Source organism: Sphaerisporangium aureirubrum (assembly GCF_042658925.1).
Lineage (GTDB): Bacteria > Actinomycetota > Actinomycetes > Streptosporangiales > Streptosporangiaceae > Sphaerisporangium > Sphaerisporangium aureirubrum.
In genome coordinates, this window is sequence record NZ_JBHSRF010000009.1 from 40,976 (window position 1) to 58,949 (window position 17,974).

Below are 17,974 nucleotides of genomic sequence, written 5' to 3' on the forward strand. Positions count from 1 at the left end.
CACCCCGGTGTATAACCCCCCCAGCACCTTGAAACTTCCACGGTTCCGCCACCTAGCCGTGGCGATGGGAATCGTGCTCGCCGCCGCCGGTATGGGCACCGCCCAGGCCGCCAGCGCGCCGGACCCGGTCAAGCCCCGCACCACCGGGGCCATCGAGCACACCGGTGCGGTCCCGGGTGGCTTCGCCTCCTGGAAGGATCTTCTGCTGTTCCAGCAGAAGCTGGTCAAGGCCGCCGACCGCGTCACCGCCATCTCGGGCCAGTACGCGAACGGCTACGCCGGCATCATCGCGGCGCCGGAGAACCGCGAACTGCGCGTGTACTGGAAGGGCAAGGCCCCCAGAGCGGTTAACGACCTCGTGAGCCAGTTGCGGCGCGAAGTAGCGGTCAGCGTCCTCCCCGCCCAGTACTCCGCGCGTGAGCTGGAGCGTGAGGCGAGCCGCCTGATCCACGCCAACAAGGACACGCTCACCTCCATCGCGCCGCTGCAGGACGGCTCGGGTCTGACGGCCGGCACCACCGTGCTCGGCGCGGCCCGCACCGCGATCACCGGCGCGTCCGTCCCGGTCACCCTCGAGTACGGCGCGAAGCCCGAGCTGGCCACCCGCTGGGACGACTCCCCGCCGTGGTGGGGCGGCGGCGCGTGGCGCAACGCCAGCACCGGCGGCGGCTGCTCGACCGGCTTCGCCGTGACCTACGGTGGTGCCCAGAAGATCCTCTCCGCCGGGCACTGCGGGGCGGTCGGCAACGCCACCACCGACCCGACCGGTCAGGCCATCGGCTCCATCACGCAGGACAACAACTCCCGTGACGTGCTGCTCATCGGCACCAGCGCGGGTGGCCGGGTCTTCAACAACCCGACCAACGCGAACGGCAACGCGATCGTGAGCACGGAGTTCAGCAACCCCGTGATCGGCACCTCCAGCTCGGCCGTCGGCCTGTGGGTCTGCACCTCCGGCGCCTACTCCGGCACCAACTGCAACATCCGCGTCACGGCCGTCAACGTGAGCATCAACGTCGGCTACATCATCAACGGCACCGTCCAGGCCGAGCAGCAGGCGCACACCAACGCCGTCGGCCAGGGCGACAGCGGCGGCTCCGTCGAGGTCGTGAACCCCAGCAACACCTCCCAGGTGTACGCGGCCGGCGTCAACACCGCCATCGACACCAGCACCTCCGTCGCCTGCACCGGTTACGTTCTCACCGGCCGTATCTGCGCCTGGCGCACGTACTACTCCCCGTGGAGCAACGCGACCACCGCGTTCCCCGGCATCGCCATCATCCCCGGATGATCGACGAGATCCGAATGATCTGATTTGAGCGATCAGGGGCCGGTGCTCAGGCGCCGGCCCCTTTTCGTGGCGCGCTGGTGATCATTCAGCCCTCCGGCCGGATCTGTCTCCTCCGATAAGTGGCTGTCTCGGAGATCGGACCTGACGCGCTCGCATTACCGAGGTGTGTCCGTGCAATTCACCAAGGAGGATCTTAACGGTGAATACCCCCCCAAGAACCGCCAGGTCACCCCGATTCCGTCATCTTGCCGTGGCGTTGGGCATCGTGATCGCCGCCGCCGGTATGGGCACCGCTCAGGCGGCCAGTGCGCCGGACCCGGTCAAGCCCCAGACCACCAGGCCCGTGGAGCACACCGGGCCCGTGCCGGGTGGCTACGCCTCCTGGAAGGATCTGCTGCTCGACCAGCAGAAGATGGTCAAGGCCGCCGACCGCATCGCCGCGGCCGTGGCGCGGAACGGCGGCGGTTACGCCGGTGTCGTCGCGGCGCCGGAGAACCGCGAGCTGCGCGTGTACTGGAAGGGCAAGCCCTCCAAGGCGATTAACGATCTCGTGGGTCAGTTGCGGCGCGACGTGGCGATCAGCGTCCTACCGGCCCAGTACACGGCGCGCGAGCTGGAGAGTGAGGCGAACCGCCTCATCCGCGCCAACCGCGACCTGATCACCTCCATCGAGCCCCTCCAGGACGGCTCCGGCCTGGCGGCCACCACGGCCTCGGTCGGCGCGACCCGCACGGCGATCGCCGGCGCGGCGGTTCCGGTCACCCTTTCGCAGGGCGTGCAGCCCAAGGTGGCCAGCCGCTGGGACGACAGCCCGCCGTGGTGGGGCGGTTCGGTGTGGGGCACCCCGTCACCCGCCTGCACGACCGGCTTCGCGGTGACCTACCAGGGCGCCACCAAGATCCTCTCTTCGGGGCACTGCGCGTCGGTCGGCCAGACCGCCGCGGACCCCACCGGCCAGGCCATCGGCACCGTCACCCACAGCAACTCCGCTCGTGACGTGCTGCTCATCGGCACCAGCGCCGGGGGCCGGGTATTCAACAACCCGGTCGGCAACGTGGCGACGGAGTTCAGCAACCCCGTGATCGGAACCACCAGCTCGGTCGTCGGCATGTTCGTCTGCACCTCCGGCGGCTTCTCCGGCACCCTGTGCAACATCCGGGTCGCCGCGGTCAACGTCACCATCAACGTGGGCTGGCTGATCAACGGCACCGTCCGCGCCGAGCAGCAGGCGTTCACCAACGCCGCCGGCGGCGGCGACAGCGGCGGCCCCGTAGAGGTCCCCAACCCCAGCAACACCAACCAGGTCTACGCCGCCGGCACCGTCACCGCCACCGACTTCAGCACCCAGGTCCCCTGCACCGGCTACCGCCCCGGCGGCCGCGTCTGCACCTGGCGCATCTACTACTCCCCATGGAGCAACGCGACCACCGCGTTCCCCGGCATCGCCATCATCACCGGATGATCGATCCGACGATTTTCTGATTCAAACGATGGGGGACCGGGGCCAAGGCTCCGGTCCCTTTTCGTCTTCCGTTCCATCGACCTACGCCAAGGAGGGCCCTACCGATGAACACCCCCCGATTACGTCGACTGGCCGTGGCCATGGGAATCGTGCTCGCCGTCGCAGGTACAGGCTCCGCCGGGGCGGCGAGCGCGCCGGATCCGGTCAAGCCCCGGGTCACCGGGCCCGTGGAGCACACCGGGCCGGTGCCGGGTGGTTACGCCTCCTGGAAGGACCTGCTGCTCGACCAGCGGAAGATGGTCGAGGCCGCCGGCCGCATCACCGCCGCGCTGAGGCGGAACGGCGACGGGTACGCCGGTGTCATCGCCGCGCCGGAGAACCGCGAGCTGCGTCTGTACTGGAAGGGGAAGCCCCCCGGGTACATCGACGGCCTCGTGGGCTCGTTGCGGCGCGACGTGGCGATCAGCGTCCTGCCGGCACGGTACTCGGCCCGTGAGCTGGAGCGCGAGGCGAACCGCCTCATCCGGGAGAACAGCGGCGTGCTCACCTCCATCGCGCCGTCGCAGGACGGCTCGGGACTGACGGCGTCCACTGCCTCGCTCGGCGCGGCCCGCACGGCGATCTCCGGCGCGGCGGTGCCGGTCACCCTTGAACACGGCGTGCGGCCCGAGCTGAGCAGCCGCTGGGATGACAGCCCGCCATGGTGGGCCGGCGGCGCGTGGGGCGTCAACGGCGGCCCGGCCATCTGCTCGACCGGTTTCGCGGTGACCTATCTGGGTGCGTCCAAGCTGCTGTCCGCCGCGCACTGCGCGAGCGTCGGCCAGACCGCGACGGACCCGACCGGCCAGGTCATCGGCCCCGTCACGCACGTCAGTCTCCCCCGCGACCTCCTGCTCATCGGCACCAACTCCGGGGGGCGTGTCTTCAACAACCCGATCAACGCGAACGGGAACGCGATCGTCAGCACGGAGTACAGCAACCCCGTGATCGGCACCTCCAGCTCGGTCGTCGGCCTGTTCGTCTGCACCTCCGGTGCCTTCTCCGGCACCAACTGCAACATCCGGGTCACCGCGGTCAACGTCACCATCAACGTGGGCTACCTGCTCTTCGGCATGGTCCAGGCCGAGCAGCAGGCGCACACCAACGCGGCCGGCCAGGGCGACAGCGGCGGCCCGGTCGAGGTCGTGAACCCCAGCAACACCACCCAGGTGTTCGCGACCGGCTCGGTCAGCGCCATCGACACCAGCACCTCCGTGGCCTGTACCGGCTACGTGACCAGCGGCCGTATCTGCGCCTGGCGCATGTACTACTCCCCGTGGAGCAACGTGACCGGCGCGTTCCCCGGCATCGCCATCATCCCCGGATGATCGGCCGATCCCCGTATGTCCCGGTAGCACCCCATCCAGAAGGATCGCGCCCCATGAACAATCCCCCTCGCATCTTCAAGGCACCGCGATTACGCCACCTGTCGGTGGCGCTGGGAATCGTCCTCGCCGTCGCCGGAACGGGCACCGCCGGGGCGGCGAGCGCGCCGGATCCGGTCAAGCCCAAGGCCACCGGGCCCGTGGAGCACACCGGGCCCGTGCCGGGTGGTTACGCCTCCTGGACGGATCTGCTGCTCGATCAGCAGAAAATGGTCAGGGCCGCCGACCGCATCACCGCGACGCTGGGGCGAGACGGCGACGGGTACGCCGGCGTCGTCCTGGCGCCGGAGAGCCGCGAGCTGCGCGTGTACTGGAAGGGTGAGCCGCCCGCGCGGGTCGGCGATCTCGTGGGCCGGTTGCGGCGCGACGTGGCGATCAGCGTCCTGCCGGCGCGGTACTCCGCCCGTGAGCTGGAACGCGAGGCGAACCGCCTGATCCGCGCCGGTAGCGGAACACTCTCCTCGATCGCGCCGCTACAGGACGGCTCGGGGCTGACGGCCTCCACCGCCTCGCTCGGCGCGGCCCGCACGGCGGTCGCCGGCGCGGCGGTGCCGGTCACTCTGGAGCACGGCGTGCGGCCCGTGCCGGCCAGCCGCTGGGACGACTACCCGCCGTGGTACGGCGGCGGCGCGTGGCGCAACACCGTGACCGGTGCCAGTTGCTCGACCGGCTTCGCGGTGGCGTCACAGGGCGCCACCGGGATATGGACCGCCGGGCACTGCGGGGTCCCGGGCCAGGCCGCGGCCGACCCGACCGGCCAGGCCATCGGCCCGATCACCGCGAAGATCCCGAACCGCGACGTGCTGCTCATCAGCGCCAGTAGCGGAGGCCGGGTCTTCAACAACCCGGTCGGCAACGTGCTCACGGAGTATGCCAACCCGGTGATCGGCACCCAGAGCTCCTACGTCGGCCTGTTCGTCTGCACCTCCGGCGCCTACTCCGGCACCAACTGCAACATCCGGGTCACCGCGGTCGGGGTGACCCTCATCGTCCCGACCCTTCCCGGGGGGTGGCTGCTCGGCATGGTCCTGGCCGAGCAGCAGGCCTTCACCAACGCGATGGGCGCCGGCGACAGCGGCGGACCGGTCGAGGTCGTGAACCCCAGCAACACCACGCAGGTGTACGCCGCCGGTGTGGCCTCCGTCTTCGACGGCAACGCCCTCGTGCCGTGCACCGGTTACGTGACCTCCGGCCGTATCTGCGCCTGGCGCATGTACTACTCCCCGTGGAGCAACCTGATCGCGGCCTATCCCGGAATGACCGTCGTCACCGGGTGACCGGCGCCCTTGTGTCATCCCACCGCGCGAACACATCCCCCTATTAAGGACCGCAATGGTGAATATCCCCCGAAGAACCCGCAGAGTGCCGCGATTACGCCATCTCGCCATGGCGACGGGAATCGTGCTCGCCACCGCCGGGACGGGCACGGTCCAGGCGGCGAGCGCGCCGGACCCGGTCAAACCCTGGGTCACCGGGTCCGTCGAGCACACCGGGCCGGTGCCGGGCGGCTACGCGTCCTGGAAGGATCTGCTGCTCGATCAGCGGAAGATGGTCAGGGCCGCCGACCGGATCACCGCCGCGCTGGGGCGGAGCGGTGACGGCTACGCCGGTGTCGTCGCGGCGCCGGAGAGCCACGAGCTGCGCGTGTACTGGAAGGGCGAGGTCCCCGCGCGCATCGACGCTCTCGTGGGCTCGTTGCGGCGGGACGTGGCGATCAGCGTCCTGCCCGCGCCGTACTCGGCCCGTGAGCTGGAGCGCGAGGCGAACCGCCTCATCCGGGAGAACACCGGTTTGATCACCTCCGTCGCGCCGTCGCAGGACGGCTCGGGGCTGACCGCCTCCACCGCCTCGCTCGGCACGGCCCGCTCGGCGGTCTCCGGCGCGGCGGTGCCGGTCACCCTGGAGTACGGCGCGAGGCCCACGCCGGCCAGCCGGTGGGACGACAGCCCGCCGTGGTGGGGCGGTGGCGCGTGGGGTGTCGGCGGCACTGCGTTCTGCACGACCGGTTTCGCGGTGACCTATCAGGGCGCGACCAAGTTGTTGTCCGGCAGGCACTGCGCGAACGTCGGCCAGATCGCCAATGACCCGACCGGCCAGGTCATCGGTCCCGTCACGCACACCAACGACCCCCGCGACCTGCTGCTCATCGGCACGAGCTCCGCGGGCCGGGTGTTCAACAACCCGGTCGGGAACGTGGCCACGGAGTACAGCAACGCCGTGATCGGCACCACCGGCTCCGTCATCGGCATGTTCGTCTGCGTCTCCGGCGCCTTCTCCGGCACCACGTGCAACAACCGGGTCACGGCGGTCAACATGACCATCAACGTGGGCTACCTGCTCCAGGGCATGGTCCGCCTCGACCAGGCGGCCGGGACCAACGCGGCCGGCCAGGGCGACAGCGGCGCCCCGGTCGAGGTCGTCAATCCCAGCAACACCGCCCAGGTGTACGCGGCCGGTTCGCTCAGCGCCATCGACGGCAGCGCCACGGTGGCGTGCACCGGCTACGTCATCGGCAGCCGTATCTGCTCCCGGCGCGTCTACTACTCGCCGTGGAGCAACGCGACCACGGCCTTCCCCGGGATCGCCATCATCCCCGGATGATCGGCGCCGATTTATAATATGAAATGACCGAAAAGGGGTCGGCGCTCGGCGCCGGCCCCTCTTTTACGCCATGATCTGATCGTTTCCCCGGGGCCGGTGGGACGCGTTTTCGCGACCGGTTCGAACGCATCGCGGTCACTTTTCGTTTTACTGCTTGTCGGGCAATGTGATCGGAGGCGTCATCATGAATGCGAAGTATCACATCCGCACCACCGCCACCGTCCTCGGCGCGGCGTTCTGCCTGGCCGTCACCATGGCGGCATGCGCGGCCCCCGGCGGCGACACCGCCGCCTCCCCCGAAGGCCCCACGCCCCCCGCCCCCCAGCCCACCGCCGCGAGCTCCGCCCCCACGGGCCGGCCCGGCCAGGTCGAGGCGGCCGTCCTGGCCGACCGCGTCGGCGAGTACCTACGCCAGACCTACCCCGACCAGTACGCCGGGATATCCATCGACGGCGCCAAGCTGATCGTCTACCGCGTCCCGTCCACCACCCTGGACGGAGCCCTGCGCACCAAGTTCCCCACCGCCCCCGTCGAGCTCCGCGACGCCGCCCACTCGGCCCGCCGCCTGGAGGCCCTGGCCCAGCGCATCACCGACGACATCGACTACTGGACCCGCAAGGGCGTCCCCATCACCACAGTGGCCGCCCGCTTCGACGGCTCCGCCGTGGAAATAGGCACCACCGACCTCCAGAAGGCCACCGCCGAACTCCCCGAACGCTACGGCCCCGCCCCCCTCGAGTTCACCGAAGCCTCCCCCGCACTACCCCTCCCCAACGCGACCCCCTCCTAGTACTCCAACGTCATTTGATCTGCCGACTGGCTTGCTCGGCTAGCTCATGAAGAAGATCATGGCCGCGAGGCTTGCCTCCATGGCCAGGTGCTCCCAACGGAGCAGGTCCGTGATCGGTCGATTGCGCAGCCGGACGAGTGCGGTCGCCATCCAACAGAGGTAAGCCGCCGTGGCGGCGCGTAGCAACACGAGCGCCGCGTCATGGCCGGTGACGGTGCCGTGGTCCGTCCGGGGCCCGGCGGTCATGTGGTGGGTAGCCATCGACTCGCCGTGTTGATGCATCAGCACGGCGAGTGCCATGAGCACGGCCCCGGCCATACGGTGCCACTCCAGCTCCGGGCCGCGCTCGGTCGGACCGCCGACGGCGATTGCCACCGCCAAGGGCCAGGAGCAGCAGCGTGCCCGCGTGCTGCACAACCGGTGCTTGTCGAGGGTCACCGCGACCATGACAGCCACTGTCGCACCCGCAAGCATTCGGGCTCTGCGGGAAGCGCCCGCCCGCGCGGCACGACGCAGCAGCAGGCTTACACCGCGGCCGACCCGAGCATGATCACTTCGATCGTCAGGACGTCATCGCGGTGCGACGCCGGGGCGTGACCATTGCGCGGTGGGGCGGCCGTTGAGACGCCACGGGTGCCCGGTGACCCGCGGCCAGCCTTCAGGCGAGTTTTCCCAGTTCTCCTGCCGACCGTACACCGTGAGGTCCAGGGCGTGGTAGGTGGTCATCAACGCCTCCACGCCCCGCCCGGTGGTCCAGTAGGTCTCGTAGACCTTGTCGCCGTCGCGCAGGTAGCACGCGATGAACCCGAAGTCACGACCGTCGGCCAGAGCCGGGTCGGAGTCTTTCGCCGAATACCAGGGGAACCTATAGCCCATGAACTCCGCGAACGGGGCACTTTCGTCGTAGGGACCCTCGCAGAACACGGCGTAGGTGACGTCCCGAGCGTGCAGGTAGTCCAGCATCTGCATGTGACAGGTCGAGAAGGTGCACCCCTCACACTGATGCTCGTACGGTTTGCCGTCGTGCCACATGTGGAAGTAGGCGATGAGCATCCGGCGGCCCTCGAACACCTCCACCAGCGGGGTGTCCCCGCCAGGGCCCCGCACCGTCACCGTCGGCATCAAGGTCATCGGCAGCTGTCGACGAGCGGCTGCGATCGCGTCTCCTTCGCGGGTATGGGCCTTCTCCCGGACCAGCAGTTCGTCGCGCTCGCGCAGCCAGGTCTCCCGGTCGACGACCGGGGGCGCGGCGGCGCTGGACGCGGGGGTTGCCGTCATGGCTATCTCCTTCGTGGAGTGGGGATCGGTCACAGGTACAGACGACCGAGTCGGCGATCGTCATCGGTGACCGATGACGGATGGGTCCGCGGTCGTCAGTACGGTTGTGAGGACCACTCATCCCCGGGGAAATCACATGTCCGACTCGCCCGATGAGCAGGCGGCCTGGCTGCAGCGCGCCTTCGACGAGCACAGGCGTGAGCTACACGTCCACTGCTACCGCCTCGCCGGGAACGTCACCGACGCGGACGACCTGGTGCAGGAGACCTTCCTGCGTGCCTGGCGGGCTCGCGACCGCTTCGAGGGTCGGGCGTCGGCGCGCACCTGGTTCTACCGGATCGCCACGAACGTCTTCCTCGACAGCCGCAAGGCGGCCGGTCACCGGACGGTACCGTACGGTGATCCGCTGGAGTGGTCCACCGAGCTCGGTCCCTATCCCGACGCCCTGCTGGCCGACGATCCGCAAACCGGTCTCGCCGCCCGGGAGACCGTCGAGCTGGCCGTGATCGCAGCGCTCATGTACCTGCCGCCGCGGCAGCGGGCGGCCTTCGTGCTCCGCGACGTCTACGGCTGGACGCCGCAGGAGATCGCCGCCGCGCTCGACACCGCCGTAGCGGCCATCAACAGCCTCCTCCAGCGGGCCCGCCACACCCTCCGGCGGCGCGCTCCGTCGGACCCGAAGGACTGGCGCCGCCCGCAGCTCACCAGTAAGGACGAAGAGATCCTGCGCCGCTACGCCAACGCGAAGGACCCGGAGACGATCCGGGCACTGCTCGCCGAGGACGTACGGATCACGATGCCGCCCGAGCCGCCGGTCGTCGGGATCGACGCGGCCGTGGAGTTCCTCGGCCGACCGCTCGACTGGCGTACGTTCCCCACCTCGGCCAACGGGCGCCCGGCACTGATCAACTATCTCCGCCGGCCCGGCAGCCCGCACTACGAGGCGTTGGTCGTCGACGTACTCCGGATCGAGAACGGGAAGATCGTAGAGAGCAACGCCTTCATCGGTGCCCGTCACGTCGCCGCCTTCGGCATGCCCGCCACGCTCGAGCCCTAGACGAGTAAGTCTCAAGCTAAGTGGCCGAGTCTGCGCTGGTAGTGGGATCGTCGGGCTCGGGCTTGGGATGTCCGTCGCCAGGTTGACCAGTGCAGGGTGTGCTCTGGCGGTAGCGCCACGGCCAGGACGAAGGCGTTGAGGAGTCGGCGGATCTCGGCGACGGTCAGCGCGATCATCTCCGGGTCGGCGTCAGGCTGCTGGGCGGTGGTGGCGGCGAGGATTGTCAGGACGGCCAGGACGAGCCAGTTCGCCGGTGGTGCGGTTACGGCGGATGAGCAGCCACCGATGCTCACCGGGTCGGGTAGCGGCGGCGATCATCTGCCGGGCCAGGCCCGGTTTCGTGGCGAACCCCATGTCGTCTGGAACACCTGCGGCGGCGAGGCGGTCGGGCTGGTCGCACCAGGTCGTCTCGGGTAGGTAGAGTCTGCGGTCGATCAGCGCGCGCCCCGCGGGTGTCACGTAGGCCAGGAACACCCCGACCTGGCTGTTCTCGATCCGACCGGCGGTGCCGGTGTACTGCCGCTGCACCCCGACTGAGCATTCGCCCTTCTTCGGGAAGCCGGTCTCGTCGGTGACCAGGACCGCGTCAGGATGGCCGCGTTGCTCGACCAGCCAGTCACGCACATCGTCGCGGACGGCTTCGGCGTCCCACACCGCCGTGCGCAGCAGCCGCTGCATCGCCTGCGGATCGGCGTGGCCAGCTCGCTCGGCCAACGACCAGCAGGTCTTGCGATCCGCCTCCGGCAGCAGTCCTTCCACGATCTGCCCCGCGGTCCGTCGTGGCTCCGCCCGCACGAACCGGCCAGCGACACGCGTCACCGCCTCGTCGAGGATGAACCGCCACCGGTCAAGGTCTAGGCTGTGGCCCCCGGCTCCGCCCCGCACCCCCGACCCTCTTCTCGCGTGAGCCGACAGAGGCGAGTCGGAGTCGCGCCGATCCCGGTCCGGTCACGCTATCGGGGACTCGACACACAGAACTCGTTGCCGTCGGGATCGGTCATCGCCACCCCGCCGGGCCCGCACTGGGCGGTGTCGATTCGAGTCGCTCCGAGGGAGACGAGACGGTCGACCTCTGCTTGCTGGTCGCCGTGCGCGGGTGGGGCGAGGTCGAAGTGCAGCCTGTTCTTCTCGGTCTTCGGCCTTATCGGTGGGCCGCCCCATGTGATCTTCGGGCCGCCGTGCGGTGAGCGGATGGCGGTCTCTTCGTTCTGGTCCCAGACCAGCGGCCAGCCCAGCGCCTCGCTCCAGAAGTAACCGACCTTCTGTGAACCGTCCGACGAGAGCGCTCCGATGAACCCGCAGTCAGCGAGGAACTTGTTGCCCGGCTCGATCACGCAGAATTCGTTGCCTTCGGGGTCGGCGAGCACCACGTGACCCTCCTCCGGGCGTTGCCCGATGTCGATGTGCTGCGCGCCGAGTTCGAGCGCCCTCGCCACCGTCTGCTGCTGCTCCTCAAGTGACGTGCTCTTCAGATCGAAGTGCATCTGGTTCGGGCCGGTCTTCTTCTCCTGGGTCGGCAGAAATCGAATCCGGAACCCGGTGTCATCACTCGGCAGCAGCGTGACGCCATCGTGGGGGTCGTCGACCATCTCCCAGCCCAGGACCCCGGCCCAGAAGCGCCCGAGACCGAGCGGATCGTTCGCATCGAAGCAGAGCGCGACGAGCTGGGAAGTCATCCGGCATCTCCAATCCGCTGACGCACAGGCACAGAGGGCACGCCCTCCCGGCGCACGACAGAGGCAACGCTAGTCCGTTCGAGAATCGCGACGCCAACGCTTTTGGGTCAGACGGCGACGCGTTCAACACATCACGGGCCCGAAGTCGTGCGGACGCTCGTCAGACCCCTTTACGTGGTCGGCACCCAGTAGCGGCGCTTCCTCGCGGTGATGTCGAGAAGTTCGCCACCGTTGGCTTCGATGACTCGCCGCGAGGCGGTATTGGTCCGGTCGCACATCACCAAAGCCCGGGAGAGGCCCAGCGACCGCGCGATCGGCAGCGCTGCGGCGAGCATCGCCGTCGCGTGTCCCCGACGACGTGCGCTGGGACGCACGTCATAGCCGATATGACCACCGATCTCCATCAGCGCCGGGGTGAGCCGATGGCGGATGGCCAGTCTGCCCAGAAAATGCTCGCCGTCGACCCACCACAGCGTGGTCATCGGCACGAATCCGCTTCGTACGCCTGCTTGGGTCCGCTCGCCGAGCACACGCGCGACATACGCCTCGAAAGCCCTTGAGTCTTCCAGGGCTTGCCGGTCGACGTCGTCGACGAACCAGGGAACCGGGTAGTCACGGCCGGTCCGGAACTCCGCCACCGCGGACAGAAAAGACGTCCGCAACTCGGCCGCTGGATCGATGAACCCTGGCATGACGACCATGATGCCCGCGGATGTACTCGCGGCTCCGGTCAGAATGTGGCGATCGGGTTGACGGGGCTGCCGGATGTGCCGGCGAAGCGGACCGGGGCGACTGTGAGGTGGAAGTCCCACTGGGCTAGCTCGGCGGCTGTGGTGGCGCACGCCTCCAGGTCGCAGTTGTCGAGCAGCCACAGGCCCATCGCTACGAGGCTCACGGCGTGGACCGGCATCAGTACGTCTTCGTATCCTGACGGCTGGACGTCCTGGGGGGTGTCGGCGCCGATCAGGGCGACCTCGCGTTCGTGCAGCCAGGGGAGGCAGGACGCGTGCCAGCCGGCCTGTGCGAAACCGCCGGACTCACCGGACTCGTGCCGGGCGCGGCCGTAGCCGGTGCGCAGGAGTACCGCGTCGCCGGGTCCCACCCGCACACCTTGGCGACGCTCGGCCTCTTCGAGGTCGTCGGGGAACACGCCCTGGCCCGGTTCCAGCCACGGCACGTCGCGGACTTTCGCGATGTCCAGCAGGACACCGCGCGTGATGATGCCGTTCGCCGCCGCCGTGACGGCCGCCCACGCCGATCCCGTCGCGGCGTCGACCAGCGAGTGCGACCGGCCGTTGTACATCGTGCCGTCCCAGAAGATGTGGCACGGCGAGTCGACGTGGGTGAGGGTGTTGCCGTGGAACGTGATGCCGAGCCGCTCGGACGAGAAGCCCCAGCGCCGGTCGTTGTGGAACGTGGGCACCGGCATGTTCTCGGCACCCGGCATGTCGGCGGCGCACGGGCACGTCGTCGTCGACCGCTCCATGTCCTGCGGTACGGCGACCTCCCATGCGCACGACACGCTCCTGCCGTGGCGCACGGCCCGCGCCGCCGCCAGCCGGACGTCGTCGGTGATGTGGTTCAGAGTGCCGAGCTGGTCGTCGTCGCCCCACCGTCCCCAGTTCGACAGCGTGTCGAAGTACCCGAGCACGTCGTCCTGTGCTGGCATCGGCCGCCCTGCCGTCATCTCAGCATCGACTCCTCCGGTCACGTGGTTCGAGGCACCGCAGGCAGGCTATCCCGCACGCCGTGCTCGACGTCCGCCGGGAGACCGTGCCGCACCCGCCGCGGCAGCGCCACCAGAGGGTCGGCACGCGCGGAAACCGGCGGTCCGGTCCTGTCGGTGTCCGGGAAATACTCCACCTCCGCTGCCCGGCGGAACATGGGTATTTCCCGAACACCTCCAGGTGAACACGGTAGGCGCGCGGCCACCCACGGGGTTCGCGGGCTCAGCCGCCCAGCTCGCCGCCCTTGAGGCCGCTCAGGAACGTGGACCACTCGGCCGACGCGAGGATCAGTGCGGGGGCGGCCGGGTTCTTGCTGTCCCTGACGGCGACGAGGCTTGGCAGGTTCGACGCGACCTCGACGCAGTTGCCGTTGTCTGTGCTGTAGGTGCTCTTGCGCCATTGTGCGCCTTGAAGGTCACCCACTTTGGTTCACCGCTTCCTGTATGAGTCGGAGTGACTGCTTGAACGGTAAAGCCTCGGCGCGCATCGCGTCATACCTGGCTGCTAGCTCTGCGATGACCTGCCGGTCTTCTATGGTGCGTCCACTGGGTTGCGCGTCCGAATAGGCGGCATACGCTGCACCATTCCTTTCGGCGATGATGAAACCGCCTGCCAGGCCACAGTGCTCCCCGGCGTCGTAGGGGACGACCTGGATGGTCACGTTGGGCCGCTTGGCGACGTCCAGCAGGAACTGGAGTTGTTCCCGCATGACCTCCTCGCTGCCTATCCGGCGTCGGATCACGGCCTCGTCCATGAGGACGGTGATCGTCGGGGGCTTGTCCTTGTGCAGGATCGACTGACGCCGCATGCGGCCCGCCAGCCGTTCCTCGATTTGGTCGGGGGTGATGCCGGGGGCCACCGAGAACATGGCGCGTGCGTAGGACTCGGCCTGGAGGAGGCCGGGGATGAGCATGGGTTCCCAGGTGCGCAGTGCTTCGGCTTCCTCCTCCTCTTCGAGCCAGGGTCTGAGGTGCTCGGGTGCCCTGTCCCACCTGGTGGCGATGTAGAGGCCGAACATGGTGCCGTCCAGGCCCAAGGCCCTGTCGCATGCCCTGGCGAAGTCCTCGGTCGGCGCGCGTTTGAGGGTTTCGACCATGGCGATCAGGGAGTCCGAGAAACCCATTCGTGACGCGAGTGCACGTTGGGAGAGCCTGGCTGTCTGCCGGTACCGGCGCAATTCTGCGGTGAACAGGGCGCGTGGGGACTCGTGGGGATCTGCGTTCTTTATGGGGGACAACTCACTCCTTTCCCGGCGCATATCAGAAATATCTGCGTGCTCACTGACGTGCTCACGCAAAAATGTGGCGCGATGTGGGTACTAATCGCTACCGATCGTAGTCAAGTGACGCCACTCTGATGAGGCGAAGTCTCCAAGACGCGCGGTCCTTGTGTCGGACGAAAAGGTGAGCGCATGCGGGCCGGAAGACAGCCAGGCGTCATCGAACTGGCCGGTGAGGTCAGGTCGGCCGGAATCGCCCGTGACTTTGTGCGGGAGAAACTGGGCTGTGATCACGCGGTGCTGGATACCGTGACGCTCCTGGTGTCCGAGGTGGTCACCAACGCGGTGGTGCATTCCGATTCCAGGAACGGCGGAACAATCACCATGACCATCGCCGACAGCGGCGATTTCGTGCACGTCGACGTCGTGGACGCGGGGGGCGACGAGGTCCCGCAGGTGCGTGACGAAGAATTCGGCGAGGGCGGGCGGGGCCTTCGCATCGTTCAGGCGCTCGCCTCCGGCTGGGGTGTACGCCAGTACGCCACCGATCGCACCGTCTGGTTCCAGGTGAAGTATTGAGGGCCGGACCTCACCCCAGAAACCGGCGCGCGCCACGCAGTCTGGTCTTGAGCCGCCGCTGGGTCATGCCGCAGTCCAGGCGCACATCCAGCGGGCCGGGGACGCCGGCGTCCGCTCGCCGTCCCGAGGGCAATCGGTCCGGGTCGAGCCCGTCGCGCCGGGCGATGAGCAGTCCCAGCTCGTACCGGCTTATCGCGTCGCTGCCGGCGACGTGGTGGATGCCGTGGTACTCGGATTCGGCGAGTTCGAGGAGAGCCGCGGCCAGGTCGGCGACATGGACGGCGCATCGTACGTCGTCGGTGAACAGCATTCCTCTCGTCCTGCCGCTGGCCAGGGAACGCACCAGGGTCTCGTGCGGGGAGTCGCCGTCCCCGATGATCAGCGACGTCCTGGCGATGACCGAGGCCGGCACGATCGCGCTCACCGCCGTCTCGGCAGCGGCCTTGGCCGCACCGTACGGGGTGATCGGGTCGGGCACGCACGTCTCGTCATAGTGGATCGCGACCCCGGAGAAGACCGCGTCGCTGGACACATGGACCAGCCGCCCACCTGCCGCGGAGGCGGCGAGAGCCACGTTCACGGCCCCGACCGCCGTGGTCGTCCAATCCGCCTGCCGGTAGGCGGCGTTGACGACCACCTCTGGCTTGCACGCACCGACCAGCGCCTCGGCGTCCTCCCGCCGGCGCACATCGAGCGGCAACCACTCGACACCCGAGGTCTCGCCTGGGTGGGTCAGGTAGGTCGCGGCCACCTCGTGATCGGCCGCCGAACACTGCCGGACGAGTTCCCTGCCGAGAAAACCACTGCCACCGACGATGAGGATTCTCATGGCCGGTCACCATAGTTGATCAATTGCCCTGAAGTGGCCGCCGCATTCACATTCCGGAAGAAGGCGCTCAAACTCATCGGTGCCTCGAATCTCATTGATCATCGGCTGGCGCCGGACAGAGGCGCGCGTGGTACTTCACGCTGACACGGCCAGCCGGTCGATCCGCTCGACGTGGATCTCTTTTTTCATCAGGAGCCCGTCGATGGACGGGACAGTGCCGGTCCACTCAGCCGACGGTTATGAGTGAGCAACTTTCGGGGTCGGGGGTGTGGGGGCAGAGCCCCTGCCCTGGGGTTTGGGGCGGGAGCCCCAATAAAGACCGTCCGAGCGCAGCGAGGGCCATTTCCACGGCGTGCCCGTGGACACCTTCCACGGCGTGCCCGTGGACACCTTCCACGGCGTGCCCGTGGACACCTTCCACGGCGTGCCCGTGGACACCTTCCACGGCGTGCCCGTGGACACCTTCCACGGCGTGCCCCTGGACAGCTCCGGCTTTGACCGGGGGAGACGGTGGTCGACTCCGTCAGGACCAGGTTTGGCCTTCGGGGGTGTCCACCACCTTTACGCCGAGGGCGGCCAGTTCGTCGCGGAGGCGGTCGGAGGCGGGCCAGTCCTTGGATTCGCGGGCCTTGGCGCGGGACTCCAGGAGTTCGGCGGCGCCTTCGGGGAGGACGGCGACCACGGGGGGCTTGCCGATGTCGGAGGCGAGGTCCAGGCCGAGGATGTGGTCGAGGTGGAGGAAGGTCTCGAAGCGGGAGCCGGGGGGGACGGAGTCGTCTTTTTCCAGCTCGCGGAGCACGCGCAGGGCCTGGGGGGTGTCGAGGTCGTCGTCGAAGGCGGCCATGGCGCGGTCGGCGTAGGCGGTGCTCAGGGCGGCGCTGGGGGACTCGGCCCAAGTGGCGACCTGCTGGCGCCAGCGGCGGAGGGTGCGGTCGGCGGCGTTCAGGGTGTCCCAGGTGAGGTTCATCTGCTGGCGGTAGCGGTGCTCCAGCAGGGCCAGGCGCACGGCCAGGGGGTCAAGGCCGGCGGCCTCGATGTCGGAGAGCAGGACCACGTTGCCGGTGGACTTGGACATCTTGCGGCCGTCGAACAGCAGGTGCTCGCCGTGCACCCAGTGGGACACCACGTCGTGGCCGACGGTGGAGTTGGACTGGGCCCGCTCGTCCTCGTGGTGGGGGAAGCGGAGGTCCTTGCCGCCGGTGTGGACGTCGATGTGCTCGCCGAGGAAGCGCAGCGACATGGCGGAGCACTCGATGTGCCACCCGGGGAAGCCGTGGCCCCAGGGGGTGTCCCAGGTGAGCTCGCCGGCGGTGTCCGAGCCCTTCCACAGTGCCCAGTCGGCGTGGAAGCGCTTGCGCTCGTCGGGCTCGATGCGGTGGCCGGGCTTGAGGGCGTCCAGCCGGTTGCCGGAGATCTCGCCGTACGAGGGGAAGCTCGCGGCGTCGAAGAAGACCGAGCCGTCGGAGGCGGGGTAGGCGTGTCCCCGCTCGATCAGCTTGGCGATCATCTCGATCATGAGGTCGATGCTCTCGGAGGCGCGCGGCGTGTGATCGGGCGGCCGGATGTTCAGCGCGGCGGTGTCGCGGCGGAAGGCGTCCTCGTAGAAGCGGGCGATGTCCAGGGGGGACCGGCCCTCGCGGCGGGCCTGCTGGAGCATCTTGTCCTCGCCGGTGGCGTCGATCTGGTCGTCGTCGACGAGGTGGCCCACATCGGTGACGTTCTGGCAGACGACCACCCGCACGTTGCGCCGCCCCAGCACCCGCCGCATGAGGTCGGGCAGCAGGTAGGACCGCAGGTTGCCCACGTGGGCGTAGCGGTACACCGTCGGTCCGCAGGTGTAGTCGCGCAGCACGCGCGCTCCCGCTGGAACGATCGATTCGAGCTGCCTGGTCCGGGTGTCGTACAGCCGCAACATGACCACGAGCTTAGGACATGCGCCATCGACTTTCCCGGGGCAGCCGTGCCCTGTGGACGACCCGCGGCGGGTCCGTCCAGGTGGGCGGGCCGGGGGGACGCCCGTGCCCCGGTGTGGCCGGATGTG

The 17,974-nt window shown here is 68.9% G+C and carries 17 protein-coding genes and 1 pseudogene; 8 read left to right on the forward strand and 10 right to left on the reverse strand.

Annotated features, from left to right (window positions below):
* Window positions 1-58: 58 nt before the first annotated feature.
* The 6 genes from ACFP1K_RS09300 to ACFP1K_RS09325 all read left to right on the forward strand — a co-directional run bounded on the left by ACFP1K_RS09300 (window position 59) and on the right by ACFP1K_RS09325 (window position 7,568).
* The gene (locus tag ACFP1K_RS09300; RefSeq protein WP_380749092.1) at window positions 59-1,291 is read left to right on the forward strand and encodes a hypothetical protein; all 1,233 of its coding nucleotides are present in this window, start codon (window positions 59-61) and stop codon (window positions 1,289-1,291) included.
* A gap of 250 nt (window positions 1,292-1,541) precedes the next feature.
* On the forward strand, window positions 1,542-2,753 hold the full coding sequence (locus ACFP1K_RS09305) for a hypothetical protein (protein ID WP_380749094.1): 1,212 nt from the start codon (window positions 1,542-1,544) through the stop codon (window positions 2,751-2,753).
* A gap of 104 nt (window positions 2,754-2,857) precedes the next feature.
* The gene (locus tag ACFP1K_RS09310) at window positions 2,858-4,120 is read left to right on the forward strand and encodes a hypothetical protein (RefSeq protein ID WP_380749096.1); all 1,263 of its coding nucleotides are present in this window, start codon (window positions 2,858-2,860) and stop codon (window positions 4,118-4,120) included.
* Window positions 4,121-4,173: 53 nt separating this feature from the next.
* Window positions 4,174-5,454 carry a hypothetical protein gene (locus tag ACFP1K_RS09315; protein WP_380749098.1) on the forward strand — a complete coding sequence of 427 codons (1,281 nt, stop codon included), beginning with the start codon at window positions 4,174-4,176 and terminating at the stop codon, window positions 5,452-5,454.
* 109 nt (window positions 5,455-5,563) lie between these two features.
* Complete coding sequence (locus tag ACFP1K_RS09320) at window positions 5,564-6,778, forward strand: hypothetical protein (protein WP_380749100.1); 1,215 nt, start codon at window positions 5,564-5,566, stop codon at window positions 6,776-6,778.
* Window positions 6,779-6,962: 184 nt separating this feature from the next.
* Window positions 6,963-7,568 carry a hypothetical protein gene (locus ACFP1K_RS09325; RefSeq protein WP_380749102.1) on the forward strand — a complete coding sequence of 202 codons (606 nt, stop codon included), beginning with the start codon at window positions 6,963-6,965 and terminating at the stop codon, window positions 7,566-7,568.
* Window positions 7,569-7,607: 39 nt separating this feature from the next.
* Here ACFP1K_RS09325 and ACFP1K_RS09330 read toward each other — a convergent pair whose 3' ends face one another.
* Entirely contained in the window at window positions 7,608-8,015 is a 408-nt protein-coding gene (locus tag ACFP1K_RS09330; RefSeq protein WP_380749104.1) for a hypothetical protein, read from the reverse strand.
* 123 nt (window positions 8,016-8,138) lie between these two features.
* Entirely contained in the window at window positions 8,139-8,846 is a 708-nt protein-coding gene (locus ACFP1K_RS09335; RefSeq protein WP_328369129.1) for a DUF899 family protein, read from the reverse strand.
* 136 nt (window positions 8,847-8,982) lie between these two features.
* Here ACFP1K_RS09335 and ACFP1K_RS09340 point away from each other — a divergent pair, with 136 nt between their 5' ends.
* Entirely contained in the window at window positions 8,983-9,903 is a 921-nt protein-coding gene (locus ACFP1K_RS09340) for an RNA polymerase subunit sigma-70 (RefSeq protein WP_380749106.1), read from the forward strand.
* 291 nt (window positions 9,904-10,194) lie between these two features.
* Here the strand turns inward: ACFP1K_RS09340 and ACFP1K_RS09345 are convergent.
* From ACFP1K_RS09345 to ACFP1K_RS09370, 6 genes and pseudogenes are all read right to left on the reverse strand, one after another.
* Window positions 10,195-10,722: pseudogene (locus ACFP1K_RS09345) on the reverse strand (IS701 family transposase); the annotation flags it as partial.
* Window positions 10,723-10,856: 134 nt separating this feature from the next.
* Complete coding sequence (locus ACFP1K_RS09350) at window positions 10,857-11,579, reverse strand: VOC family protein (RefSeq protein ID WP_380749108.1); 723 nt, start codon at window positions 11,577-11,579, stop codon at window positions 10,857-10,859.
* Window positions 11,580-11,749: 170 nt separating this feature from the next.
* Entirely contained in the window at window positions 11,750-12,271 is a 522-nt protein-coding gene (locus ACFP1K_RS09355) for a GNAT family N-acetyltransferase (RefSeq protein ID WP_380749110.1), read from the reverse strand.
* Between the two features lie 38 nt (window positions 12,272-12,309).
* On the reverse strand, window positions 12,310-13,248 hold the full coding sequence (locus ACFP1K_RS09360) for a cyclase family protein (protein WP_380749112.1): 939 nt from the start codon (window positions 13,246-13,248) through the stop codon (window positions 12,310-12,312).
* Window positions 13,249-13,528: 280 nt separating this feature from the next.
* Window positions 13,529-13,729: a DUF397 domain-containing protein gene (locus ACFP1K_RS09365; protein ID WP_380749114.1), complete on the reverse strand. Its 201-nt coding sequence runs from the start codon at window positions 13,727-13,729 to the stop codon at window positions 13,529-13,531.
* Window positions 13,722-14,564, reverse strand: a complete 843-nt coding sequence (locus tag ACFP1K_RS09370; RefSeq protein WP_380749116.1) for a helix-turn-helix domain-containing protein — start codon at window positions 14,562-14,564, stop codon at window positions 13,722-13,724. Before ACFP1K_RS09370 ends, ACFP1K_RS09365 begins: the two co-directional genes overlap by 8 nt.
* Before the next feature lie 153 nt (window positions 14,565-14,717).
* Between ACFP1K_RS09370 and ACFP1K_RS09375 the strand changes: the two genes are divergently transcribed.
* Window positions 14,718-15,104, forward strand: coding sequence for an ATP-binding protein (locus ACFP1K_RS09375; protein WP_380749118.1), 387 nt, complete (start codon window positions 14,718-14,720; stop codon window positions 15,102-15,104).
* A 10-nt stretch (window positions 15,105-15,114) separates the two neighbouring features.
* On the opposite strand, the gene ACFP1K_RS09380 is transcribed toward ACFP1K_RS09375, so the two are convergent.
* Window positions 15,115-15,933, reverse strand: a complete 819-nt coding sequence (locus ACFP1K_RS09380) for an SDR family oxidoreductase (RefSeq protein ID WP_380749120.1) — start codon at window positions 15,931-15,933, stop codon at window positions 15,115-15,117.
* Between the two features lie 523 nt (window positions 15,934-16,456).
* A complete protein-coding gene (gene cysS / locus ACFP1K_RS09385) occupies window positions 16,457-17,848 on the reverse strand; it encodes a cysteine--tRNA ligase (RefSeq protein ID WP_380749122.1) in 1,392 nt (463 codons plus the stop codon).
* Between the last annotated feature and the right edge of the window lie 126 nt (window positions 17,849-17,974).